22 protein-coding genes and 2 tRNA genes are annotated in these 18,724 nt (G+C 66.6%); 16 read left to right on the top strand and 8 right to left on the bottom strand.

What is annotated here, in order from left to right; all coding sequences use genetic code 11:
• Positions 1 to 27: 27 nt before the first annotated feature.
• The 5 genes from B9Y82_RS17060 to B9Y82_RS17040 all read left to right on the top strand — a co-directional run bounded on the left by B9Y82_RS17060 (position 28) and on the right by B9Y82_RS17040 (position 4,027).
• On the top strand, positions 28 to 807 hold the full coding sequence (locus B9Y82_RS17060) for an SIMPL domain-containing protein (RefSeq protein ID WP_100474207.1): 780 nt from the start codon (positions 28 to 30) through the stop codon (positions 805 to 807).
• 2 nt (positions 808 to 809) lie between these two features.
• Entirely contained in the window at positions 810 to 1,397 is a 588-nt protein-coding gene (locus B9Y82_RS17055; protein ID WP_100474204.1) for an anthranilate synthase component II, read from the top strand.
• Positions 1,398 to 1,413: 16 nt separating this feature from the next.
• The gene (gene trpD / locus B9Y82_RS17050; RefSeq protein WP_100474201.1) at positions 1,414 to 2,445 is read left to right on the top strand and encodes an anthranilate phosphoribosyltransferase; all 1,032 of its coding nucleotides are present in this window, start codon (positions 1,414 to 1,416) and stop codon (positions 2,443 to 2,445) included.
• A gap of 74 nt (positions 2,446 to 2,519) precedes the next feature.
• A complete protein-coding gene (trpC, locus tag B9Y82_RS17045) occupies positions 2,520 to 3,314 on the top strand; it encodes an indole-3-glycerol phosphate synthase TrpC (RefSeq protein ID WP_100474198.1) in 795 nt (264 codons plus the stop codon).
• A complete protein-coding gene (locus B9Y82_RS17040) occupies positions 3,311 to 4,027 on the top strand; it encodes a haloacid dehalogenase-like hydrolase (protein WP_100474195.1) in 717 nt (238 codons plus the stop codon). The genes trpC and B9Y82_RS17040 overlap by 4 nt, the downstream gene beginning before the upstream one ends.
• Positions 4,028 to 4,142: 115 nt before the next feature.
• Here B9Y82_RS17040 and B9Y82_RS17035 read toward each other — a convergent pair whose 3' ends face one another.
• Together B9Y82_RS17035 and crp are read right to left on the bottom strand one after the other, a co-directional pair.
• Complete coding sequence (locus B9Y82_RS17035; protein ID WP_100474192.1) at positions 4,143 to 4,904, bottom strand: sulfite exporter TauE/SafE family protein; 762 nt, start codon at positions 4,902 to 4,904, stop codon at positions 4,143 to 4,145.
• Between the two features lie 62 nt (positions 4,905 to 4,966).
• Entirely contained in the window at positions 4,967 to 5,656 is a 690-nt protein-coding gene (crp, locus tag B9Y82_RS17030; RefSeq protein ID WP_010482649.1) for a cAMP-activated global transcriptional regulator CRP, read from the bottom strand.
• A 149-nt stretch (positions 5,657 to 5,805) separates the two neighbouring features.
• On the opposite strand from crp, the gene speD reads away from it, so the two are divergent.
• Entirely contained in the window at positions 5,806 to 6,600 is a 795-nt protein-coding gene (gene speD / locus B9Y82_RS17025) for an adenosylmethionine decarboxylase (protein ID WP_014648662.1), read from the top strand.
• Positions 6,601 to 6,768: 168 nt separating this feature from the next.
• Positions 6,769 to 7,089, top strand: coding sequence for a DMT family transporter (locus B9Y82_RS17020; RefSeq protein WP_100474189.1), 321 nt, complete (start codon positions 6,769 to 6,771; stop codon positions 7,087 to 7,089).
• A gap of 92 nt (positions 7,090 to 7,181) precedes the next feature.
• Here the strand turns inward: B9Y82_RS17020 and coq7 are convergent, their stop codons facing one another.
• A complete protein-coding gene (coq7, locus tag B9Y82_RS17015; protein ID WP_100474186.1) occupies positions 7,182 to 7,826 on the bottom strand; it encodes a 2-polyprenyl-3-methyl-6-methoxy-1,4-benzoquinone monooxygenase in 645 nt (214 codons plus the stop codon).
• Positions 7,827 to 8,021: 195 nt separating this feature from the next.
• Here coq7 and rplM point away from each other — a divergent pair, with 195 nt between their 5' ends.
• Positions 8,022 to 8,450 carry a 50S ribosomal protein L13 gene (gene rplM, locus B9Y82_RS17010; RefSeq protein ID WP_005414692.1) on the top strand — a complete coding sequence of 143 codons (429 nt, stop codon included), beginning with the start codon at positions 8,022 to 8,024 and terminating at the stop codon, positions 8,448 to 8,450.
• Positions 8,451 to 8,452: 2 nt separating this feature from the next.
• Positions 8,453 to 8,845: a 30S ribosomal protein S9 gene (gene rpsI / locus B9Y82_RS17005; protein ID WP_005411311.1), complete on the top strand. Its 393-nt coding sequence runs from the start codon at positions 8,453 to 8,455 to the stop codon at positions 8,843 to 8,845.
• A gap of 298 nt (positions 8,846 to 9,143) precedes the next feature.
• On the opposite strand, the gene B9Y82_RS17000 is transcribed toward rpsI, so the two are convergent.
• Positions 9,144 to 9,218, bottom strand: a tRNA-Gln gene (locus B9Y82_RS17000).
• 55 nt (positions 9,219 to 9,273) lie between these two features.
• Positions 9,274 to 9,350, bottom strand: a tRNA-Met gene (locus B9Y82_RS16995).
• Positions 9,351 to 9,470: 120 nt separating this feature from the next.
• On the opposite strand from B9Y82_RS16995, the gene B9Y82_RS16990 reads away from it, so the two are divergent.
• The 3 genes from B9Y82_RS16990 to bfr all read left to right on the top strand — a co-directional run bounded on the left by B9Y82_RS16990 (position 9,471) and on the right by bfr (position 11,022).
• Positions 9,471 to 10,091 carry an RNA pyrophosphohydrolase gene (locus B9Y82_RS16990; protein ID WP_100474183.1) on the top strand — a complete coding sequence of 207 codons (621 nt, stop codon included), beginning with the start codon at positions 9,471 to 9,473 and terminating at the stop codon, positions 10,089 to 10,091.
• Positions 10,092 to 10,199: 108 nt separating this feature from the next.
• Complete coding sequence (locus B9Y82_RS16985) at positions 10,200 to 10,409, top strand: (2Fe-2S)-binding protein (RefSeq protein WP_100474180.1); 210 nt, start codon at positions 10,200 to 10,202, stop codon at positions 10,407 to 10,409.
• 142 nt (positions 10,410 to 10,551) lie between these two features.
• Positions 10,552 to 11,022: a bacterioferritin gene (gene bfr / locus B9Y82_RS16980; protein WP_005419804.1), complete on the top strand. Its 471-nt coding sequence runs from the start codon at positions 10,552 to 10,554 to the stop codon at positions 11,020 to 11,022.
• A 1-nt stretch (position 11,023) separates the two neighbouring features.
• Here bfr and B9Y82_RS16975 read toward each other — a convergent pair whose 3' ends face one another.
• From B9Y82_RS16975 to B9Y82_RS16965, 3 genes are read right to left on the bottom strand one after another with little or no spacing between them, the layout of a single operon-like run.
• A complete protein-coding gene (locus B9Y82_RS16975) occupies positions 11,024 to 13,240 on the bottom strand; it encodes an ATP-binding protein (protein ID WP_100474176.1) in 2,217 nt (738 codons plus the stop codon).
• Between the two features lies 1 nt (position 13,241).
• Positions 13,242 to 15,131, bottom strand: coding sequence for an EAL domain-containing protein (locus B9Y82_RS16970; protein WP_100474173.1), 1,890 nt, complete (start codon positions 15,129 to 15,131; stop codon positions 13,242 to 13,244).
• 44 nt (positions 15,132 to 15,175) lie between these two features.
• Complete coding sequence (locus B9Y82_RS16965; RefSeq protein WP_100474170.1) at positions 15,176 to 15,793, bottom strand: DUF4126 domain-containing protein; 618 nt, start codon at positions 15,791 to 15,793, stop codon at positions 15,176 to 15,178.
• A gap of 179 nt (positions 15,794 to 15,972) precedes the next feature.
• Between B9Y82_RS16965 and B9Y82_RS16960 the strand changes: the two genes are divergently transcribed.
• The 4 genes from B9Y82_RS16960 to nudC all read left to right on the top strand — a co-directional run bounded on the left by B9Y82_RS16960 (position 15,973) and on the right by nudC (position 18,634).
• Entirely contained in the window at positions 15,973 to 16,716 is a 744-nt protein-coding gene (locus B9Y82_RS16960) for a DUF6776 family protein (protein ID WP_100474167.1), read from the top strand.
• Positions 16,717 to 16,720: 4 nt separating this feature from the next.
• Positions 16,721 to 17,185, top strand: a complete 465-nt coding sequence (locus tag B9Y82_RS16955; RefSeq protein ID WP_100474163.1) for a bactofilin family protein — start codon at positions 16,721 to 16,723, stop codon at positions 17,183 to 17,185.
• 31 nt (positions 17,186 to 17,216) lie between these two features.
• The gene (gene erpA, locus B9Y82_RS16950) at positions 17,217 to 17,609 is read left to right on the top strand and encodes an iron-sulfur cluster insertion protein ErpA (protein WP_005419789.1); all 393 of its coding nucleotides are present in this window, start codon (positions 17,217 to 17,219) and stop codon (positions 17,607 to 17,609) included.
• Positions 17,610 to 17,728: 119 nt separating this feature from the next.
• Complete coding sequence (gene nudC / locus B9Y82_RS16945) at positions 17,729 to 18,634, top strand: NAD(+) diphosphatase (protein ID WP_100474160.1); 906 nt, start codon at positions 17,729 to 17,731, stop codon at positions 18,632 to 18,634.
• Positions 18,635 to 18,724 lie beyond the last annotated feature (90 nt).

Genomic DNA, 18,724 nt, shown 5'->3' with positions numbered 1-18,724 from the left:
GTTCCCGTTCAAGACAAGGAGTACCGCATGAAGCTGCTGAGCGCATTGCTGTGGTCGTCACTGCTGGCCACGATGGCCCCGTCTGCGTGGGCGCAGGCCAATACCATTCCCTCGCAGCCGCACCTGCTGGTGAAGGGCGAGGCGCGCCGCGTGGTGATGCCGGACCGGTTCGGCCTGCAGTTGAACATCGAGGAAACCGACATGGATGCGGATGCGGCGCGCCGCCGCGTGCAGGACAACGTTGCCCGCGTGCTGGCGCTGTTCAAGCAGTACAAGGCGGTGGAAGGCAGCGTACGTGCGGACAACCTGCGGATCGGCCCGGCAACCCGCTATGAGCAGAACCGGCAGGTCTTCATGGGTACCCAGGTGTCGCGCCAGTTGCGCGCCAGCTTCGCCAGCGTGAAGCAGATGCAGGACGTGCTGGGTGCGCTGAAAGCCAATGAGAACGTGCAGGTCAGCAGCGTCGCCCCGACCTACTCGGGCGAAGTGGCGCTGCGACGCGAACTCAAGGGCGAGGCGGCGGCCAAGACCCGGGAGTCCGCGCAGGGGCTGGCCAAGGCCTATGGAACAAAGGTGCGCGGCCTGTACAGCATCTCCGATGTGGCGCCGAACTTCGCCTATGGCATCCAGGCCGGGCAATGGCCGCAGCTGGGCGAGGATGGTGAGTATCTGGACAGGATCTCGGTGACCGGCAGCTACGCACCGGCCTCGGCGCCGGCGCCCGCTGAACGCGAATCCATCGAAGCCGGCCCCATCACCTACACCGAAAACGTGTACGCCATTTTCCTGATAAGCGACGGAACCTGACCATGTTGTGGATGATCGACAACTACGACAGCTTCACCTACAACCTCGTGCAGTACCTGCAGACGCTGGGCGCCGAGGTGAAGGTGGTGCGCAACGATGCGATGAGCGTGGACGAGATCGCCGCGCAGAAACCCGAGCGCATCGTCATCTCGCCCGGCCCGTGCACGCCCAACGAAGCAGGCGTGTCGCTGGAACTCATCCAGCGCCTTGGCCCGACCACGCCGATCCTCGGCGTGTGCCTGGGCCACCAGGGCATCGGCCAGGTCTACGGCGGCACGGTCATCCGTGCCGGCAACATCATGCACGGCAAGACGTCGCCGATCCGCCATGAAGGCAAGGGCGTGTTCGCAGGCCTGCCGGACCGCTACCAGGCCACCCGCTACCACTCGCTGGTGGTGGACAAGAACCGCCTGCCGGACTGCCTGGAAGTGACCGCCTGGACCGAGAACGACGACGGCTCGATCGAAGAGATCATGGGCCTGCGGCACCGCCAGTTCCCGGTGGAAGGCGTGCAGTTCCACCCCGAATCCATCCTCACCGAACACGGCCACGCCCTGCTGCGCAATTTCCTGCAGCGCCCGGCGGCCTGATCCAAGGAGCATTTCCATGAGCTTCTCCCCCCAGGAAGCCCTGCAGCGCACCATCGAGCACCGCGAAATCTTCTTCGACGAAATGGTCGACCTGATGCGGCAGATCATGCGCGGCGACGTCTCGCCGATGATGACCGCCGCCATCCTCACCGGCCTGCGCGTGAAGAAGGAAACCATCGACGAGATCGCGGCAGCGGCCACGGTCATGCGCGAATTCGCGCTGGCGGTGCCGGTGGCCGACAGCACCCACCTGGTCGACATCGTCGGCACCGGTGGCGATGGTTCGCACACCTTCAACATCTCCACCTGCGCGATGTTCGTCGCCGCTGCGGCCGGTGCGCGCGTGGCCAAGCATGGCAACCGCAGCGTGTCGTCCAAGTCCGGCAGCGCCGATGCGGTGGAAGCACTGGGCGCGGCCATCGAGCTGCAGCCGGCCCAGGTGGCCGCTGCGATCGACCGGACCGGCATCGGCTTCATGTTCGCGCCGATCCATCATCCGTCGATGAAGGTCGTCGCGCCGGTACGCCGCGAGATGGGCGTGCGCACCATCTTCAACATCCTCGGCCCGCTGACCAACCCGGCCAGCGCGCCGTCGGTGCTGATGGGCGTGTTCCATCCCGATCTGGTGGGTATCCAGGCGCGCGTGCTGCGCGAGCTGGGCACCGAACGCGCCATGGTGGTCTGGGGCCGCGACAACATGGACGAGATCTCGCTGGGTGCCGGTACCCTGGTGGGCGAGCTGCGCGACGGCACGGTGCGCGAGTACGAAATCCACCCGGAGGACTTCGGCATCGCCATGTCGGCCAGCCGCAACCTGCGCGTGGACAGCCCGGAGCAGTCCATCGCGATGCTGCGCGCGGTGCTGGACAACGAGCCCGGCCCGGCGCTGGACATCGTGGCGCTCAATGCCGGCGCCGCCCTGTACGTGGCCGGCGTGGCCAGCGACATCGGCGACGGCCTGGCCCGCGCCCGTGCCGCCATCGCCAACGGCAGCGCCCGCCAGCGCCTGCAGCAGTATGTGGACACCACCCGCGCGCTGGTTGCCTGAGCGCGCGGTTCAGCCTGACCCCGTCGATGGCCGATAATGGCCGTCCTCACCGCCCCCGCACCGAACCGAAGACGATGAGCGACATCCTGCAGACGATCCTGGCCCGCAAGGCCGAAGAAGTAGCCCAGCGCCGCGCCCAGCGCCCGCTCGAGGAGCTGCAGGCCGCCGTGGCCAGCGCCCCGCCGGTACGTGGCTTCGTGCGCGCGTTGCAGGCGGCGGTGGCCAGCGGCGACCCGGCGGTGATTGCCGAGGTGAAGAAGGCCAGCCCGTCCAAGGGCGTCATCCGCCCGGATTTCCGCCCGGCCGATATCGCTGTCAGCTACGAATTCGGTGGTGCCAGCTGCCTGTCGGTGCTGACCGACGTGGATTTCTTCCAAGGCGCCGACGCCTACCTGCAGCAGGCCCGTGAAGCCTGCACGCTGCCGGTGCTGCGCAAGGACTTCGTGATCGACGCCTACCAGGTGTACGAAGCGCGTGTGCTGGGCGCCGACTGCATCCTGCTGATCGTCGCCGCGCTGGACGACACCCAGCTGGCCACGCTGTCCGAACTGGCGTTGTCGCTGGGCATGGACGTGCTGGTGGAGGTGCACGACATCGATGAGCTGGAGCGCGCGCTGCAGGTGCCGGCGCCGATGATCGGCATCAACAACCGCAACCTGCGCACCTTCGAGGTGTCGCTGCAGACCACGCTGGACATGCAGAATGCGGTGCCGCGTGACCGCCTGCTGGTCACCGAGAGCGGCATCCTCGGCCCTCAGGACGTGGCGCTGATGCGTGATGCCGGCATCCATGCCTTCCTGGTCGGCGAGGCCTTCATGCGTGTGGAAGAGCCGGGCGAGGGCCTGCGTCAGCTATTCTTCGCGGCATGACAACGCACTATCCAACGCCGCGCGAGGATGCGCCGCTGGTGGTCTTCGACTTCGACCACACCCTCTACGATGGCGATTCGGGTACCCACCTGTTCGCCTCGCTGATCAAGCGCAACCCGCTGCGCATGCTGGCGGCGCTGCTGGTCACGCCGATCGCCGGACCGATGGTGGCGATGCTGCCGACCCGTCGCGCGGGCATCTCGGTCTACGTGTGGATCGGCAGCTTCGGCCTGCACCGTGCGCGTGACTTCAACAAGGTCATCGACGCCTACGTGCTGCGCCATCAGGCACAGATGCGCGCCAAGCTGCTGCCGCAGGCGCTGGAGGTGTTCGCCGCGCATCGCGCCAAGGGGGACCGCGTGGTGGTGGCCACCGGTGCGCCGCCGGAGCTGGCGCGCGCGATCCTGGCTTTCGTTGCCCACCAGGACGTGCCGGTGATCGGCACCGAGGTCGGCCCGCGGCTGGGCGGCGTCGGCCCGACCCGCCACTGCCACAATGAAGAGAAGATGCGCATGCTGCGCGAGCGAGGCTATGGCGACATCGACATCGCGTACTCCGACAGCACCGCCGACCTGCCGCTGCTGCTGGCCGCCAAGGCGCCGGTGGTGGTGAACCCGAAGCCGGGGCGGGTGGACTTCTTCCGCCGCGTGCTGCCGGCCGGCACCCGCATCCTCAACTGGGGTTGCGTGGACCGCGGTGGCGACAAGGCGTGACCCGGGGTCAGATCCCGTAGGGGCTCTGACCCCATCGCACCATGAACGATCCGCCGGGCATGGCCGGGCGCTACCCCCGCCGAATCGGTAGCGCCGGGCCATGCCCGGCAAGCGCTCAGCGCCCCAGATGCCCGTATATCGCGTGCCCGATCTGGAACAGGCTGATGCCCAGCACCAGCACGCCCACGGCCACAAGCACCCAGCGTTCCTTCACCTGCTTGACCAGGATCGCCGCCACCGGCGCGGCCATCATGCCGCCGATCAGCAGGCCGGCCACGATCTGCAGGTGATGCAGCCCCATCGACAGCAGGAACGTTGCTGACACCGTCAACGTGACCACGAACTCGGCTGCGTTGACCGTACCGATGGTGGTGCGCGCCTGGCCGCCGCGGGCGAGCAGGGTGGACGTGGCGATGGGTCCCCAGCCGCCGCCACCACTGGCATCAAGCAGGCCTGCGAAGAAGCCCAGTACCGGCACCCGCCGGATCTCGCCCTTGGGCATCCAGCGACCGCCGGCGCGGGCCAGGATGATGATCGCCAGCACCAGCAGGTACAGGTAGATCAGTGGCCGGATGATCTCGCCCGGGAGCTGCGTGAGCACGTACGCACCCAGGGCACCCCCTACCGCACCCGGCAGGGCCAAGCGCAGGAACAGGCGCTTATCGACATTTCCGGCGGCAAGGTGCGACACACCCGAGGCACCGGTCGTGAACACTTCAGCCGTGTGGATGGCGGCGCTGGCCTGTGCGGGCGGAATGCCCATGGCCAGCATCACCGACGACGACACCAGGCCGAACGCCATGCCCAGCGCGCCGTCGACCAGCTGGGCGCCGAGGCCGATGAGGATGAACCACCAGAATTCGCTGCTCAGTTCCATGCACCGAGCCTAGCGCGCGAAGGAGTGCGGACCAAGGTCCGCACCCACCGGGTGCTCAACGGTCAACGGGTGCCGTACAGCACCACGGTCTTGCCGCGGGCATGCAGCAGGCCGTCGGTCTGCAGCTTCTTCAGCACGCGGCCGGCCATTTCGCGCGAGCAACCGACCAGGCGTGCCAGCTCCTGGCGCGAGACGCGCAGCTGGCTGCCCTGCGGGTGGCTCATCGCCTCCGGTTCCTGCGCCAGGTCGTGCAGGGTGCGCACGATCCGATCGGTGACGTCCAGGAACGCCAGGCGGCTGGCCTTGCGGCTGGTGTCGAGCAGGCGCTTGGAGATCTGCTGGCCCAGCGCGTACAGCAGGCGCGGGGCATCGGCCGACAGCGGGCCGAGGAACAGCTGGTGCAGGCGCTCGTAGCTGATTTCGGCCAGCTCGCAGGCGGTGCGGGTCCTCAGGATCACCTCGCGGCGGTCCGATTCGACGAACAGGCCCATCTCGCCGACGAACTCGCCGGCACCGAAGTAGCCCAGCACAAGCTCGCGATCGTCATCTTCCTCGGCCATGATCGAAACCGAGCCGCTGATGACGTAATACAGGGTTCCCGCCGGGTCACCGGGTCGGAAGACGTCGGTACGGGTGGGGTATCGCCGCCTGTGGCTGTGCGCCAGGAAACGATCGATTGTGGCGATATCCAGGGCCAGTGGACTGCTAGCTAGGCGCACGGTTGACACGATAGGAGCGCTCCCTCTGCGCATGAACGGATTCACGGGGTCGATAGCGGAGCTTAACCAGCGCAATTGTTAAGGGCAAACAGTGTGCCAGATGTGAGCGGTCTTCACGTTCCCCCCGGGGACAGTTTGCCCCATAATTCCCCCTTTCCCTTCTTACACAGGAATCGACCGCCGTGGTCAAGCCGTTGCCTCGCCTGAGGCTGCAGGGTTTCAACAACCTCACCAAGGCGCTGAGCTTCAACATCTATGACGTGTGTTACGCGCGCACCGAAGAGGAGCGTCAGCGTTACATTGAATACATCGATGAAGAGTACAACGCCGACAGGCTGACTCAAATCTTGACCGATGTCGCCGAGATCATCGGCGCCAACATCCTGAACGTGGCCCGCCAGGACTACGACCCGCAGGGTGCCTCGGTGACCATCCTGATCTCCGAAGAGCCGGTGATCGACAAGAAGCAGGCCGGCAAGGAGCTGATTCCCGATGCCGTGGTCGCGCACATGGACAAGTCGCACATCACCGTGCACACCTATCCGGAAACGCACCCGCAGGAAGGCATCGCCACCTTCCGCGCCGACATCGACGTGGCCACCTGCGGCGTCATTTCGCCATTGAAGGCGTTGAACTACCTGATCGAAAGCCTCGAGTCGGACATCGTGATCATGGACTACCGCGTCCGTGGCTTCACCCGCGATGTGAAGGGCAAGAAGCACTACATCGATCACAAGATCAACTCGATCCAGAACTTCCTGGCCAAGAACATCAAGTCGCGTTACGAGATGTTCGACGTCAACGTCTACCAGGAAAACATCTTCCATACGAAGATGCACCTGAAGGACTTCGACCTGGACCAGTACCTGTTCGAGGAGAAGGCCAAGAACCTGTCGTTCAAGGAACGCATGAAGATCGAAGCGCTGCTCAAGCGCGAGATCGAAGAGCTGTTCCACGGCCGGAACCTGTCCGAGTAAGCCCCATGCGCGATGCCCGCAGGCATCGCCACCCAGGCGGGACGACCCGCCCCGTGGAACTGGTGTCGCTCAAGCGATATGGTTCCACGGTGATGTACCGACCCACGGCCCGGTGTGAAAACACCGGGCCGTTTCGTTTTTTTCAAGAAAGGTAAGGAGCCCCCACCCATGCCCTGGATCTACCTGCTGCTGGCCGGCCTGTTCGAAATCGGTTTCGCCCTCGGAATGAAGTACTCCGAAGGCTTCAGCAGACCCCTCCCCACCGCTGCCACGGTCGTGTCCGCGCTGATCAGCCTGTACCTGATGAGCCAGGCGATGAAGAGCATCCCGGTTGGCACGGCCTACGCGATCTGGACCGGTATCGGCGCCATGGGCGTGGCGGTGCTGGGCATCTACCTGTTCAACGACAGCGCATCGCCGGCCCGCCTGGCCTGCGTGGGCCTGATCGTGGCCGGCGTGATCGGCCTGAAGCTGGTCTCGCCGAACTAAGGCGGGCCGACGGCCCGACCAACGGTCGGGCCCCACCACCGGGCCCCACCGCACCTCCTGGTAGGCCCCCGCCGTTGGTGGGGGCGCCCCGTTCAAATGCGGTACGCGATGGTCTTCATCACCTTGGAGGCCAGCGCCATCGCGCCCGGAATCGGGAACGGCAGGCGGCGTGCGCCGGCCTGCTCGGCGTGCTCCGCATGGCGGGCCTCGTCTTCCTTCATCACCTGGATGACCGCGCGGCTGCGCAGGTCGCCGGCCGGCAGGTCGACCAGGTGCTCGTCCAGGTGGGCTTCCACCTGGCGCTCGGTTTCGACCACGAAGCCCAGGTTCCAGCCATCGCCGCGCAACCCGGCCAGGGTGCCGATGGTGTAGCTGCCGGCGTACCACAGCGGGTTGAACAGGCTGGGGCGGCTGTCCAGTTCGCCCAGGCGGGTGGCGCACCAGGCCAGGTGGTCAGTTTCTTCCTGGGCCGCTTCCAGCAGGTGTTCACGCGTGGCCGGGTCGCGGGCCACGGCGGCCTGGCCGAAGTACAGGCCCTGTGCGCAGACCTCGCCGACGTGGTTGATCCGCATCAGCCCCGCCGCGTGGCGGCGCTCGGCATTGTCCATGCCCGGCTCGTCGGTCTCCGCAGCCGGGTAGGGGCGGGCCGCCGGTGGATTGCCGAACACCGTGTCCAGGGCGCGCTGCGCCTCGGTCAGCAGGTGGTCCAGCGGGGTGGTCTGGCGGAGCACGGTCATGGCGTTAAGCGGTGAGGCGGAAGACCCGCCGATTCTCGCCCGCCCCCGCCCCCCTGCCAACCGGGGCAGGGCCAGCTTGCACCGGGGGCTTGACCTGCGTACAATCCCGCCTCTTACGCTTCACCTTTCACAACGCGTGGCAGAGTTCCGGCGAGTCGTTCGCCGCAATGAGCCCGACCTAACCTAGAGTTCTTCATGAGCACTTTCACTGCCAAGAACGAGACCGTCCAGCGCGACTGGTACCTCGTCGACGCCGAGGGCAAGACCCTGGGCCGTCTCGCCACCGAGCTGGCCCGCCGTCTGCGCGGCAAGCACAAGCCGGTCTACACCCCCCACGTTGATACCGGCGACTACCTGGTCGTCATCAATGCAGAAAAGATTGCCGTCACCGGCAAGAAGCTGCAGGACAAGATGTATCACCGTTTCACCGGCTACATCGGCAACCTGAAGACCGAGTCCCTGGCCCAGGCGCTGGAGCGCCACCCGGAGCGCGTGATCGAGATCGCCGTCAAGGGCATGCTGCCGAAGGGCCCGCTGGGTCGCCAGATGTACCGCAAGCTCAAGGTCTACGCCGGCACTGAGCATCCGCACGCCGCACAGCAGCCGCAGGTTCTGGATATCTAATCATGGCTATCACTCAAAACTACGGCACTGGCCGCCGCAAGTCCTCCACCGCTCGCGTGTTCCTGCGCAAGGGTTCGGGCAACATCACCGTCAATGGTCGTCCGCTGGACGAGTTCTTCGGTCGTGAGACCGCGCGCATGATCGTGCGCCAGCCGCTCGAGCTGACCAAGAACACCGAAAGCTTCGACATCCTGGTCACCGCCGCTGGCGGCGGCACCACCGGCCAGGCCGGTGCGATCCGTCTGGGCATCGCCCGTGCTCTGGTCGAGTACGACGAAACCCTGAAGTCCGAGCTGCGCAAGGCTGGCTTCATGACCCGTGACGCCCGTGAAGTCGAGCGTAAGAAGGTCGGTCTGCACAAGGCCCGCCGCGCCACCCAGTTCTCCAAGCGCTGATTCACCGCGCCTGGCTGGGCTCCTCCGGGAGCCCGCTGGTTGGAAAAGCAAAAGCCCGGCTTCGGCCGGGCTTTTGTCGTTCTGGGGTTGCGCATTTCGAGGTTGCCGGCCAGTGGCTGGCGATGGGGTGGGGTCAGAGCCTTTTCCTTTGGAAAAGGATCCGACCTTGGGCGCCTCTCTGGAGAAGAGCCTCCTTGATGTTCAAGGGGGCGCGCCGACAGGCGCGGGGACAAGGTGGAATGCGACCAAATTAAAAGCAAAAGGCCAGATCTTTCGATCTGGCCTTTTGCTTTTAATTTGGCTGCCCCGGATGGATTCGAACCACCGAATGCCTGAGTCAGAGTCAGGTGCCTTACCGCTTGGCGACGGGGCAAAACGTGCAACTATTTTCTCACTTTTCACACTGGAAAACAACTTGATTTTCAGTGTGGTGGCTATGGGTGGACTCGAACCACCGACCCCAGCATTATGAGTGCTGTGCTCTAACCGGCTGAGCTACATAGCCTTGGTGAGCCCGCTATTCTGCGGATGTGTATCGCCCCTGTCAACACTTTTGTGCCGCGCTTGTGGGCCGACAGAGGGCATGGGATAGTCCCGACCAGTAGATTTTTTAGGAGTCCGCATCGTGATCGATCCGGACGGCTATCGACCGAACGTCGGCATCGTGTTGATGCGGCAGGACGGCCAGGTGTTCTGGGCACGACGTGTGCGCCGGGACGGTTGGCAGTTCCCGCAGGGCGGGATGAACACCGACGAGACGCCTGTCGAGGCCATGTATCGTGAACTGCAGGAAGAGACCGGCCTGCTGCCTGAGCATGTGGAAGTGCTCGGGGCGACGCCCGGCTGGCTGCGCTACAAGTTGCCGGCGCGCGCCATCCGCCGCAGCGAGCGACAGGTCTGCATCGGCCAGAAGCAGGTCTGGTTCCTGCTGCGCCTGACCGGCGACGAATCCCACGTGAAGCTGGACCACACCGACTCGCCCGAGTTCGACCACTGGCGCTGGGTGGACTTCTGGTACCCGGTGGAGCACGTGGTGATGTTCAAGCGTGGCGTCTATGCGCGCGCTCTGCGACATCTGGCGCCGCTGGCGCGAGGGGTGGCCGGGCAGGGCGTTACCGCCATGCCCAAGAGCGCCGCCGAGGCCTGGATGCCAGGGCACACGGCCGGGCACGACCGCCCGCGCAAGCGCCCGCGGACCCGCGGCTACTGGCCGAAGAAGGCCACGGGTGATGGCCCGGCCAGCTGAACGGCTGAACGGTATCGAGAATGGTTCAGGTCTCTGATTGACAACCATTCTCGTTTCCATTGGAATAGCCAGCAGGCCGCTTCTGGCCTGCCAGCCCGGTTCCCGCCTGTGTACGTCTGCATCTGCAACGGAGTCACCGACCACCAGATCCGCGAAGCCGCCAGCCATGGCGTCAGCACGGTGGCCGAACTGACCATGCGTACCGGTTGTGGCGCCACCTGCGGTTCCTGCCTGGACATGGCCGGCGAATTGCTGGCCAAGGCACGTGCGACCCACGATCTGCCGCTGCCGGTACTGGGCCTGGCCCAGGTCGCCTGATCGTCTCTTCGCGGCGCGTTGACGCCGCGCTTTCGCACCCTTAACGCGTGGCCACACAGGCCAATGCACACGATTCGCGTTCCTTCACGGCTGCACGCAAGGCGTTAAAGTGCCTGCGTTTTCAGCGTGCAGGAGCATCCCCATGAAGGGCGACACCAAGGTCATCGAATTCCTCAACAAGGTCCTCTACAACGAGCTGACCGCGATCAACCAGTACTTCCTGCACGCCAAGATGCTGAAGAACTGGGGCATCAAGGAGCTGGCCGAACACGAGTACAAGGAATCGATCGACGAGATGAAGCATGCCGACATGCTCGCCGACCGCATCCTTTTCCTTGAAGGCCTGCCGAACTTCCAGGCACTGGGCAAGCTGCGCATCGGAGAGAACCCGACCGAGATCCTTCAGTGCGACCTGTCGCTGGAACGCGATGGCGTGGTCACCCTGCGCGAGGCCGTGGCCTATTCCGATTCGGTCGGCGACTACGTCAGCCGCCAGCTGTTCGTGAAGATCCTCGACTCGGAAGAAGAGCACATCGACTGGCTTGAAACCCAGCTCGACCTGATCGAGCGCATCGGTGAGCCCAAGTACCTGCTGAGCAAGCTGGAAGAGTGAGTCAGCTGCCCTGGCCGGCGCGATGCTGTGCCAGGTAGCCCGTCAGCGCCACGCGCGCGCGGGCGAATTCGGCAACCAGCAGCGCCACCGCTACGGCGGGGCGCTGCAGGCTGCCATTGCGGGCTTCATGCTCGATCCGCTGCGCGACTGCCGACAGCGACAAGGCCCCCACGTTCGCACTCGATGATTTCAGGCTGTGCGCGACTGCCTGCAGGCGTGGTTCGTCGCCGTTCTGCGCCGCTTGCTGCAGCTGCTGCACCATCACCGGCGCATCTTCAAGAAAGACCGTAACGATCTGGTTGGCGGCGTCGCCGATTACTGCGTGCAGTTCGTCCAGCACATCACGGTCCAGCACCGGTTGCGGAGTGGCTTGGCTTTTTGTGTCTTGTAGAGCCGAGCCCTGCTCGGCTGGCGGCGCTCGATCTGCTGCGGGGGCGTAGCAGTCGAGCAAGCTTGACGCTACGGCATCGCTCGACCGTTGCCCCCAGCGCTTCAACAGCGCATGCAGCGTGGCGCGCGCGATCGGCTTGGACAGGTAATCGTCCATGCCCGCCTGCAGGCAGCGCTCGCGATCACCGGCCATGGCATTGGCGGTCATTGCGATGATCGGCAATCGCGAACGCCCCGTTTCCGCTTCTTCGGCGCGCCAGCGGCGCGTGGCGGCGTAGCCGTCCAGCACCGGCATCTGGCAATCCATCAGCACGATGTCCACGTCGCCTTCGCGGAGAACGGCCAGTGCCTGCTCGCCATCGGCGGCGTTGCGCACCTCGCACTCGAACACGCGCAGCAGTTGTTCGGCCACCATCCGGTTGACCGTATTGTCCTCCACCAGCAGCACACGCAGATGCAGTGGCGGCGGCGTCGGCGCGGGCATTCCGTCTTCGGCATTGGCCAGCAGTGCGGCAGGGCGGGCAGGCGTGGCAGGCGCAGCCAGCAGTCCATGCAGGGCTGCATCATCGAAATGCGGGAGCAGCTGGCGTTGGCGCGGGCGTTGTGCAGGCGTGTCTTCCTGCAGCCACAGCACCTGCAGTGCATCGTCTTCGCCGCGCTCGGCCAGTGCCTGCTGCAGCGTGGCCTCACCGTTGCGGCGGGCGCGGGCATCGACCAGCAGCCATGCCGGTGCCGGTTGTCCGGGCCGCGCGGGAGCGCGCAGGCGCTCGACCACGGCATCCAGCTGCGCCAGCACCTGCACCTGCAGCCCATGGTGGGCGGCGATGCGCTCGATGCGTGCCTGCAGCGTTGCATCGGCACTGAACAGCAGCAGCGGTGCCGGCGCGCGCACCATCGCCGGCAGGTCGCCAGGGACCTTCAGCAACGGTATCTCAAACCAGAATGTCGCGCCCTGGCCGGGCGTGGACCGCACGCCGATGTTTCCGTGCATCAGGTCGATGATGCGCTTGCAGATGGCCAGGCCCAGGCCGGTGCCGCCGTAGATTCGGGTGGTCGATGCGTCGGCCTGGCTGAAGGACTGGAACAGGCGTGCCTGCAGCGCGTCGTCGATGCCGATGCCGGTATCGATGATCTCGAAACGCAGCTGGTGCTGCGCGGCACCTTCGCCCAGGCGCAGCACGCGCAGCTGCACTTGGCCGCGGGCGGTGAACTTGATGGCATTGGCCAGCAGGTTGCTCAGCACCTGGCGCAGGCGTACCGGATCGCCGCGCACGGGCAGGCGTACCGATGGATCCAGTTGCAGGCCCAGGGCCAGGCCCTTGGCGTCGGCGGCCCGCTGCATCAGCTGCACCACGCCATCGAGCAGGTCGCGCAGGTTGAAGCTGGTGATCTCCAGTTCCAGTGCCTGCGCTTCCAGCCGGGAGTAGTCGAGGATGTCGTCGACGATGCGCAGCAGCTGCTGCGAGCTGGCCGAGGCGGTAGCCAGCATCTGCCGCTGGTCTTCGCCCAGCGGTCCGCGCGCGATCAGCTCCAGCATCGGCAGGATGCCGTTCAGCGGGGTGCGGATCTCGTGGCTCATCGTGGCCAGGAACTCGCCCTTGGCCAGCACGGCCGCCTCGGCGGCCTGCTTGGCCTGCAGCAGCTGTTGTTCCAGCTGACCCTGGCGTTCGGTGGTATGGCGAAGCTGGTCGCGTTCGGCGGCCAGCGCGCCGTGCGTGCGCTGCAGCTGCGCCAGCGCATGGTTGCGCGCGCGAAGCCGCAGGCCCAGCACCGTCAGCGCGATGGCGGCCGCGGCAAGGGCAACCAGCAGCAGGCCCCACAGCGGCACGTCAGAGCACCGCGTTGTGGAAGTCGAAGCTCAGGTCGCTGCCGGCCGACTGCACCATGTTGCCCTGGATGAAGTCGACGCCACCGACCCACATCGCTGCTGCAGCCTGCGGATCCTCGATCTGCTGGCCGATGATCTGCAGCCCGGCGGCATGGGCCTGTTCGATCGCCTTGCGCAGTTCCTCGCGGGTGGCTGGATTGGAATGGCTGCTGGAGAAGCGCGCAGCCATGCGTACGAACGACAGCGGCAGCTGGGTCAGCAGTGCGTCGGCCTCGCTGCCGGGTTCGAACTGGCTCAGGCAGAAGCGCACCCCGGCACTGGCCATGCGCTGGCAGAACTGCTGCAGCGGCACGGTGTGGATCAGTGCGTCGGGCAGGCGCACGTCGATCACCAGCGCACTGCCGGGCAGGTCACGTTGCTGCAGCGATTCCAGCAGCCAGTCGGCGAAGGCATCGCGCTGCAGGGTGCGCAGTGACTGCGAGACGAACAGGTTCAGCGGCTGCGTTGCGTGCCGGTACAGATCCAGCAGGCCCAGTGCGTGGTCCATCACCTGCTGGTCGAGGTCGGCAATGCGCCCGGCGGCTTCCGCAGCCGGGATCACCTGGCCGGCCGCCAGTACCGTGCCATCGGTCTGGCGCAGGCGCAGCAGCAGCTGGTATTGCGCGGTGTTGCCACCTGCCACGGCGACGATCGGCTGGTAGGCCAGTTCCAGCTGGCCTTCCAGCAGCGCCAGGTGTTCCTGTTCGGTGACCGCCTGGCGGTGCACATGGCCCGCCACGCCGGCGCTGAGCAGGCGTGCCTGCAGGGTGGTGCGCTCAACTGCTTCCAGCGCACTGTTGGCATCCTCGAAGCCCGGCGACAGCGGCGCGTAGCCGACCACGCCGCGCAGGTGCACGGATTCGTCGTCGCGGATCACGAACGCACGTGCCGACAGCTGCTCGCGCAGGCTCGCGGCGATGCCTTCGAGGGCGTCCTCGTCGGCGTTGCGGGCCAGCAGCAGGAAGCTGTTGTCGTTCAGGCGCGCCAGCAGGTGCGGATGGCCGGCCTCGGCCAGGCGCTGCCCGGCCTGTACCATCAGCCGCTCAAACGCGGCATAGCCATAGCGTTCGCGCAGGCCCAGCGCGCTGGCCACTTCGATGAAGAACACGCCGCCCTGGTCACGGTGGGCGAGTGCGGTATTGAGCTGCTGCAGCACGTGGTGGCGCGTCGGCAGGCCGGTTTCCGGATTGCTGGTGGCCGGTGCGCCGGTGGCACCGGGCAGGGTCGCGGCCTGGGCACGTGCGCGGCGGATGCGGTTGGCCACCGCTGCGATCAGGTGGCGGGGCCGGATCGGCTTGCTCAGGTAGTCGTCGGCGCCGCTGTCGAGTACTTCGAACTGGCGCTCCGGATCCGGATCGCCGCTGAGGAACACGATCGGCAGCAGCTGCAGGCCAGGCTGCTGGCGGATCAGCGCGGTCAGGCGCATGCCATCCAGCCCGGGCAGGTGCAGGTCCATCAGGATCAGGTCGGGGCGGTGCTCCTTGATCGCCTGCAGCGCGGCATCTGCATCGCTGTGCACGATGGCCTGCATGCCGGCGCCATGCAGCACGCTCTGCGCGAACAGGGCCTGTGCACGATCATCTTCAACGATCAGCACGCGATAGGGCGAGTCCGATGGCGGTGGGGCCAGATCGTTGTTCCCGGCTTCGGCCAGTGCGATCGGGCCGGGCAGCGGCGGTGGTGCGCTGTTGACGGGCGAGTGCACATCGGCCGCGACCGGCGGCGGGGTCGCCATCATCGGTGCGGCCACGGCGGGGCTTGCCGCCTCGGGGACCCAGCGCTGCCAATGATCGGCCGGCGGGGTTTCAGCGCGTCCCGGGCGGGCGCCCGCGGGGGATTCGTTTGCGGCCATCGGTGCTCCTGGTGTTCGCGTCCATTATGCGACAAGCCCGGCGCTCAACCGGTGCCGGCGTGCCCTGGCGGTGGTGCCGTTGCGCCGCGCGCCAGCCAGCGCACGCTCTTCCACAATGCGCGCCAGACCAGCCACACCAGCAGTGCGCCGGCCAGGCTGCAGGCCAGCACCACCACCAGGGCGATCCACGGATGCGCCAGTGCCAACGCCAGGCCGCCGATCACCACGGTGTCTTCGGCGGCAGAGGCGACCCAGTTGCTGGCCGGTTCCGGCGAGGTGTTGAGCAGGGCGCGGGTACCAGCCTTCAGGCCATGGCTGGCCAGGGCGACACCGGCACCGGCGGCGAGCGCACCGGTGCCCAGCTGGCCATCCGGCGACAACGTGGCCGCCGCGAGGAACGCGCCGGCGGGTACGCGTGCGAGCGTCTGCACCAGGTCCCAGGCCGAGTCCACGCCGGGGATCTTGTCGGCGAAGAACTCGGCGATGGCCAGCGCGGCCGATGTGCCCAGCACCCACCATGATTCGGTGGCCTGCAGGGCGGGTGGCAGGTCGACCCAGCCGAGCAGGCCGGCCAGGCCGACGCCGAACACGGTGAGGTAGACGCGGATGCCGGCCAGCCAGGCCAGCAGGATGCCGATCACGAACAGGTGGGCTTCGGTCATGGCGGTGCTCCGGCGACGGAACTGTGCAGGGGGCCACACTATCGACGAAGGCGTGCCTGAACGCCACAGACCGTGGCCGGCCACTGCGCAGGAAACCCACCCGTCCTGTCATACACTAGCCCGTCGTTTGCCACAGGGGCCGTACCGGTATCGCCCTTGCGATACCCCGGAAACCACCCATGACCAACCGTCCTCCCATGCGCGTGCAGGTACGCCTGCCCGGCGCGCCGCAACCGCCGATGGACCGTCGCCGCCTGCTGATGATCGGTGGCATCTGGCTGCTCAGCCTGGTGCTGGCCGCGCTGGGTGGCTGCTGGATGGCCACGCCGCGCGATGCCCAGGGCCAGCGCCTGCAGGCCGCAGAGAAGCGTGCCGAGACGCTGCAGGCGCAGCTGACCGAACTGCGCCAGAAGCAGGCCACGCTGGAGGCCTCCGACCGCATCAGCCGCGCTGCCAATACCGAGGTGCAGTCCTCGCTGGCCGAGCGTGACGAAGAAATCGCCGGCCTGCGTGCCGACGTCGCCTTCTACGAGCGACTGGTCGGCTCGACCAGCCAGCGCAAGGGCCTGAACACCCACTCGATCGAGTTCAGCCCGGAAGCGGCCGGCACGTGGCAGTACACCGCCGTGCTGACCCAGAACCTCAACCGCGGCGCCATCAGCCAGGGACAGATGCGCTTCACCGTGGAAGGCGTGAAGAACGGCAAGCTGGCCACGATCAGCTGGGATGATCTGCACCAGCGCAGCAAGGTGCCGGGACAGGACTACTCGTTCCGGTACTTCCAGCAGCTCACCGGCAGCGTGATGCTGCCGGCTGACTTCACCCCGCAACGCGTGCGGGTGACATTGGGGAGTGGTACGGGGGGTACCACCCAGGTATTCGACTGGAAACAGGCCGGCGCGCCGGCCAGCAAAGGGGAGTAGGCAGATGTTCGGAAGCAGCAAATCCAACCGTGAAGGCCAGCTGGTGGTGGATGCCCTGATCGGCAACCAGGTGGTGATCCGCGGTGATGTGGAATTCAGTGGGGGCCTGTATGTGGAAGGCCGCATCCACGGCAAGGTGATTGCCGCCGAAGGCGCCAGTGGCGCGACCCTGACGGTCGCCGAGCATGGCGTGATCGAGGGTGAGATCCGCGCCCAGGTGGTGGTCATCAGTGGCCGCCTGGACGGCGATGTACATGCCACCGAGAAGGTCGAACTGACCCCGAGCGCACGGGTCAATGGCAACGTCCATTACCAGGTGGTGGAGATGAATGCGGGCGCCCAGCTGAACGGCCGCCTGATCCACGCGAGCGCGCCGATGGCGGCCCTGCCGGCGCCGGAAGGCGATGAGGCCAATGATGGCAAGGGCGATACCGCCGCACGCCGCAAGCTGGCCGAGGCGATGGCTTGAAAGCCATCGTCGGCACCCCCATGCTGGCAGCATGAGCACGCTAGTCTCCCTGCCCGGCGCCACCCCGGTTGCCGCGCCCGATTACCAGTCGCTGGAGCGCCCGCTGAACTTCACCGAGTCGGCGGCCGCCAAGGTCAAATCCCTGATCCAGGAAGAGGGCAACCCCGACCTGGCCCTGCGCGTGTACATCGAAGGCGGTGGCTGTTCGGGCTTCCAGTACGGGTTCGAGTTCGACGAGAACCGTGCAGAGGATGACCTGGCGGTACAGACCAGCGGGGTGACCCTGCTGGTCGACCCGCTGAGCCTGCAGTACCTGATGGGCGCCGAGGTGGACTACACCGAGAGCCTGACCGGTGCCCAGTTCGTGATCCGCAACCCGAACGCGAAGACCACCTGCGGCTGCGGCAGCAGCTTCAGCATGTAAGCAGGGCGCGGGGCCTGCGCCCGGCGCGACAAGGTGTGTGGAGCAAGCTCCACACTCACAGCTGGTTTCGGCGAAGCCTGCGGCTTGCCACCCGCATCGATTGGCGGCAGGCTTGGCGGATGCCCAATTCTCCTTCGCCGCTTTCCGGTTTTGCCTTCGTTGGCGAACCGCTGGAGCGCGCCGATGCCCTGCGCGAAGATGCCGATGCACTGGCGCGCCTGTGGCCGGGTGCGCGCATTCTCGTGCTCGATCAGGACGGCAGCGCCTTCACCGGCGATGACGATCAGCCGCTGGCGCTGACCGGCGCCGCCATCGGCGGTGGCCCGGGTGCCGCGATCTTCCTCGGCCTGCGCGGGGAGCAGGCGTGGTTCTCGGTTGAAGCTGCCAACGTCACCGTCAGCGCGCCACGCCGACTCGATCTGCGCCAGGCCGCATTGCTGTGGTCCATGGCCGATGCGACTGCTTTCAGCTATGCCCGCGGCATGTCGTACTGGCACTCGCGCACCCGCTTCTGCGGCGTATGCGGCGGTGCCGTGGCGTTTGCCCGCGGTGGCTTCGTCGGCCGCTGCGGGCAGTGCTCTACCGAGCACTACCCGCGCGTCGACCCCGCCGTGATCGTCGCCGTGGAGAACCAGGGCCGGTTGCTGCTGGGCCGGCAGTCGAACTGGGCACCGCGTCGCTACTCGGTGCTGGCCGGTTTTGTCGAACCCGGCGAGACCTTCGAGCAGACCGTGGTGCGCGAAGTCCATGAGGAGAGCAGGGTGCGGGTGACCGCCTGCCAGTACCTCGGTTCGCAACCGTGGCCGTTCCCCGGCGCGCTGATGGTCGGCTTCCGTGCACAGGCACTGGATGACCTGCCGACCGTGGATGGCGAGCTGGAAGATGCGCGCTGGTTCAGTGCCGAAGAGGTGGGCGCTGCGCTGGCCCGTGATGTCGAGGACGATGGCCAGGGCATCCGCCTGTCGCCACCGATCTCGATTTCGCGGGGGCTCATCGAACACTGGTACCGCCAGCACAAGGGCTGAGCCCGATTGCTGCCGGGCCGGTGGTGGCAACTGTATTGCCGCCACCTGAACACGGCCCGGGTTAGAGTCCGGTTCACCAGCGAGGGCGCC

The sequence above is a fragment of the Stenotrophomonas maltophilia genome, assembly GCF_002799155.1.
GTDB lineage: Bacteria > Pseudomonadota > Gammaproteobacteria > Xanthomonadales > Xanthomonadaceae > Stenotrophomonas > Stenotrophomonas maltophilia_R.
Note: the sequence above shows the minus strand (reverse complement) of the source record. Positions and strands in the feature narration are given on the sequence as shown.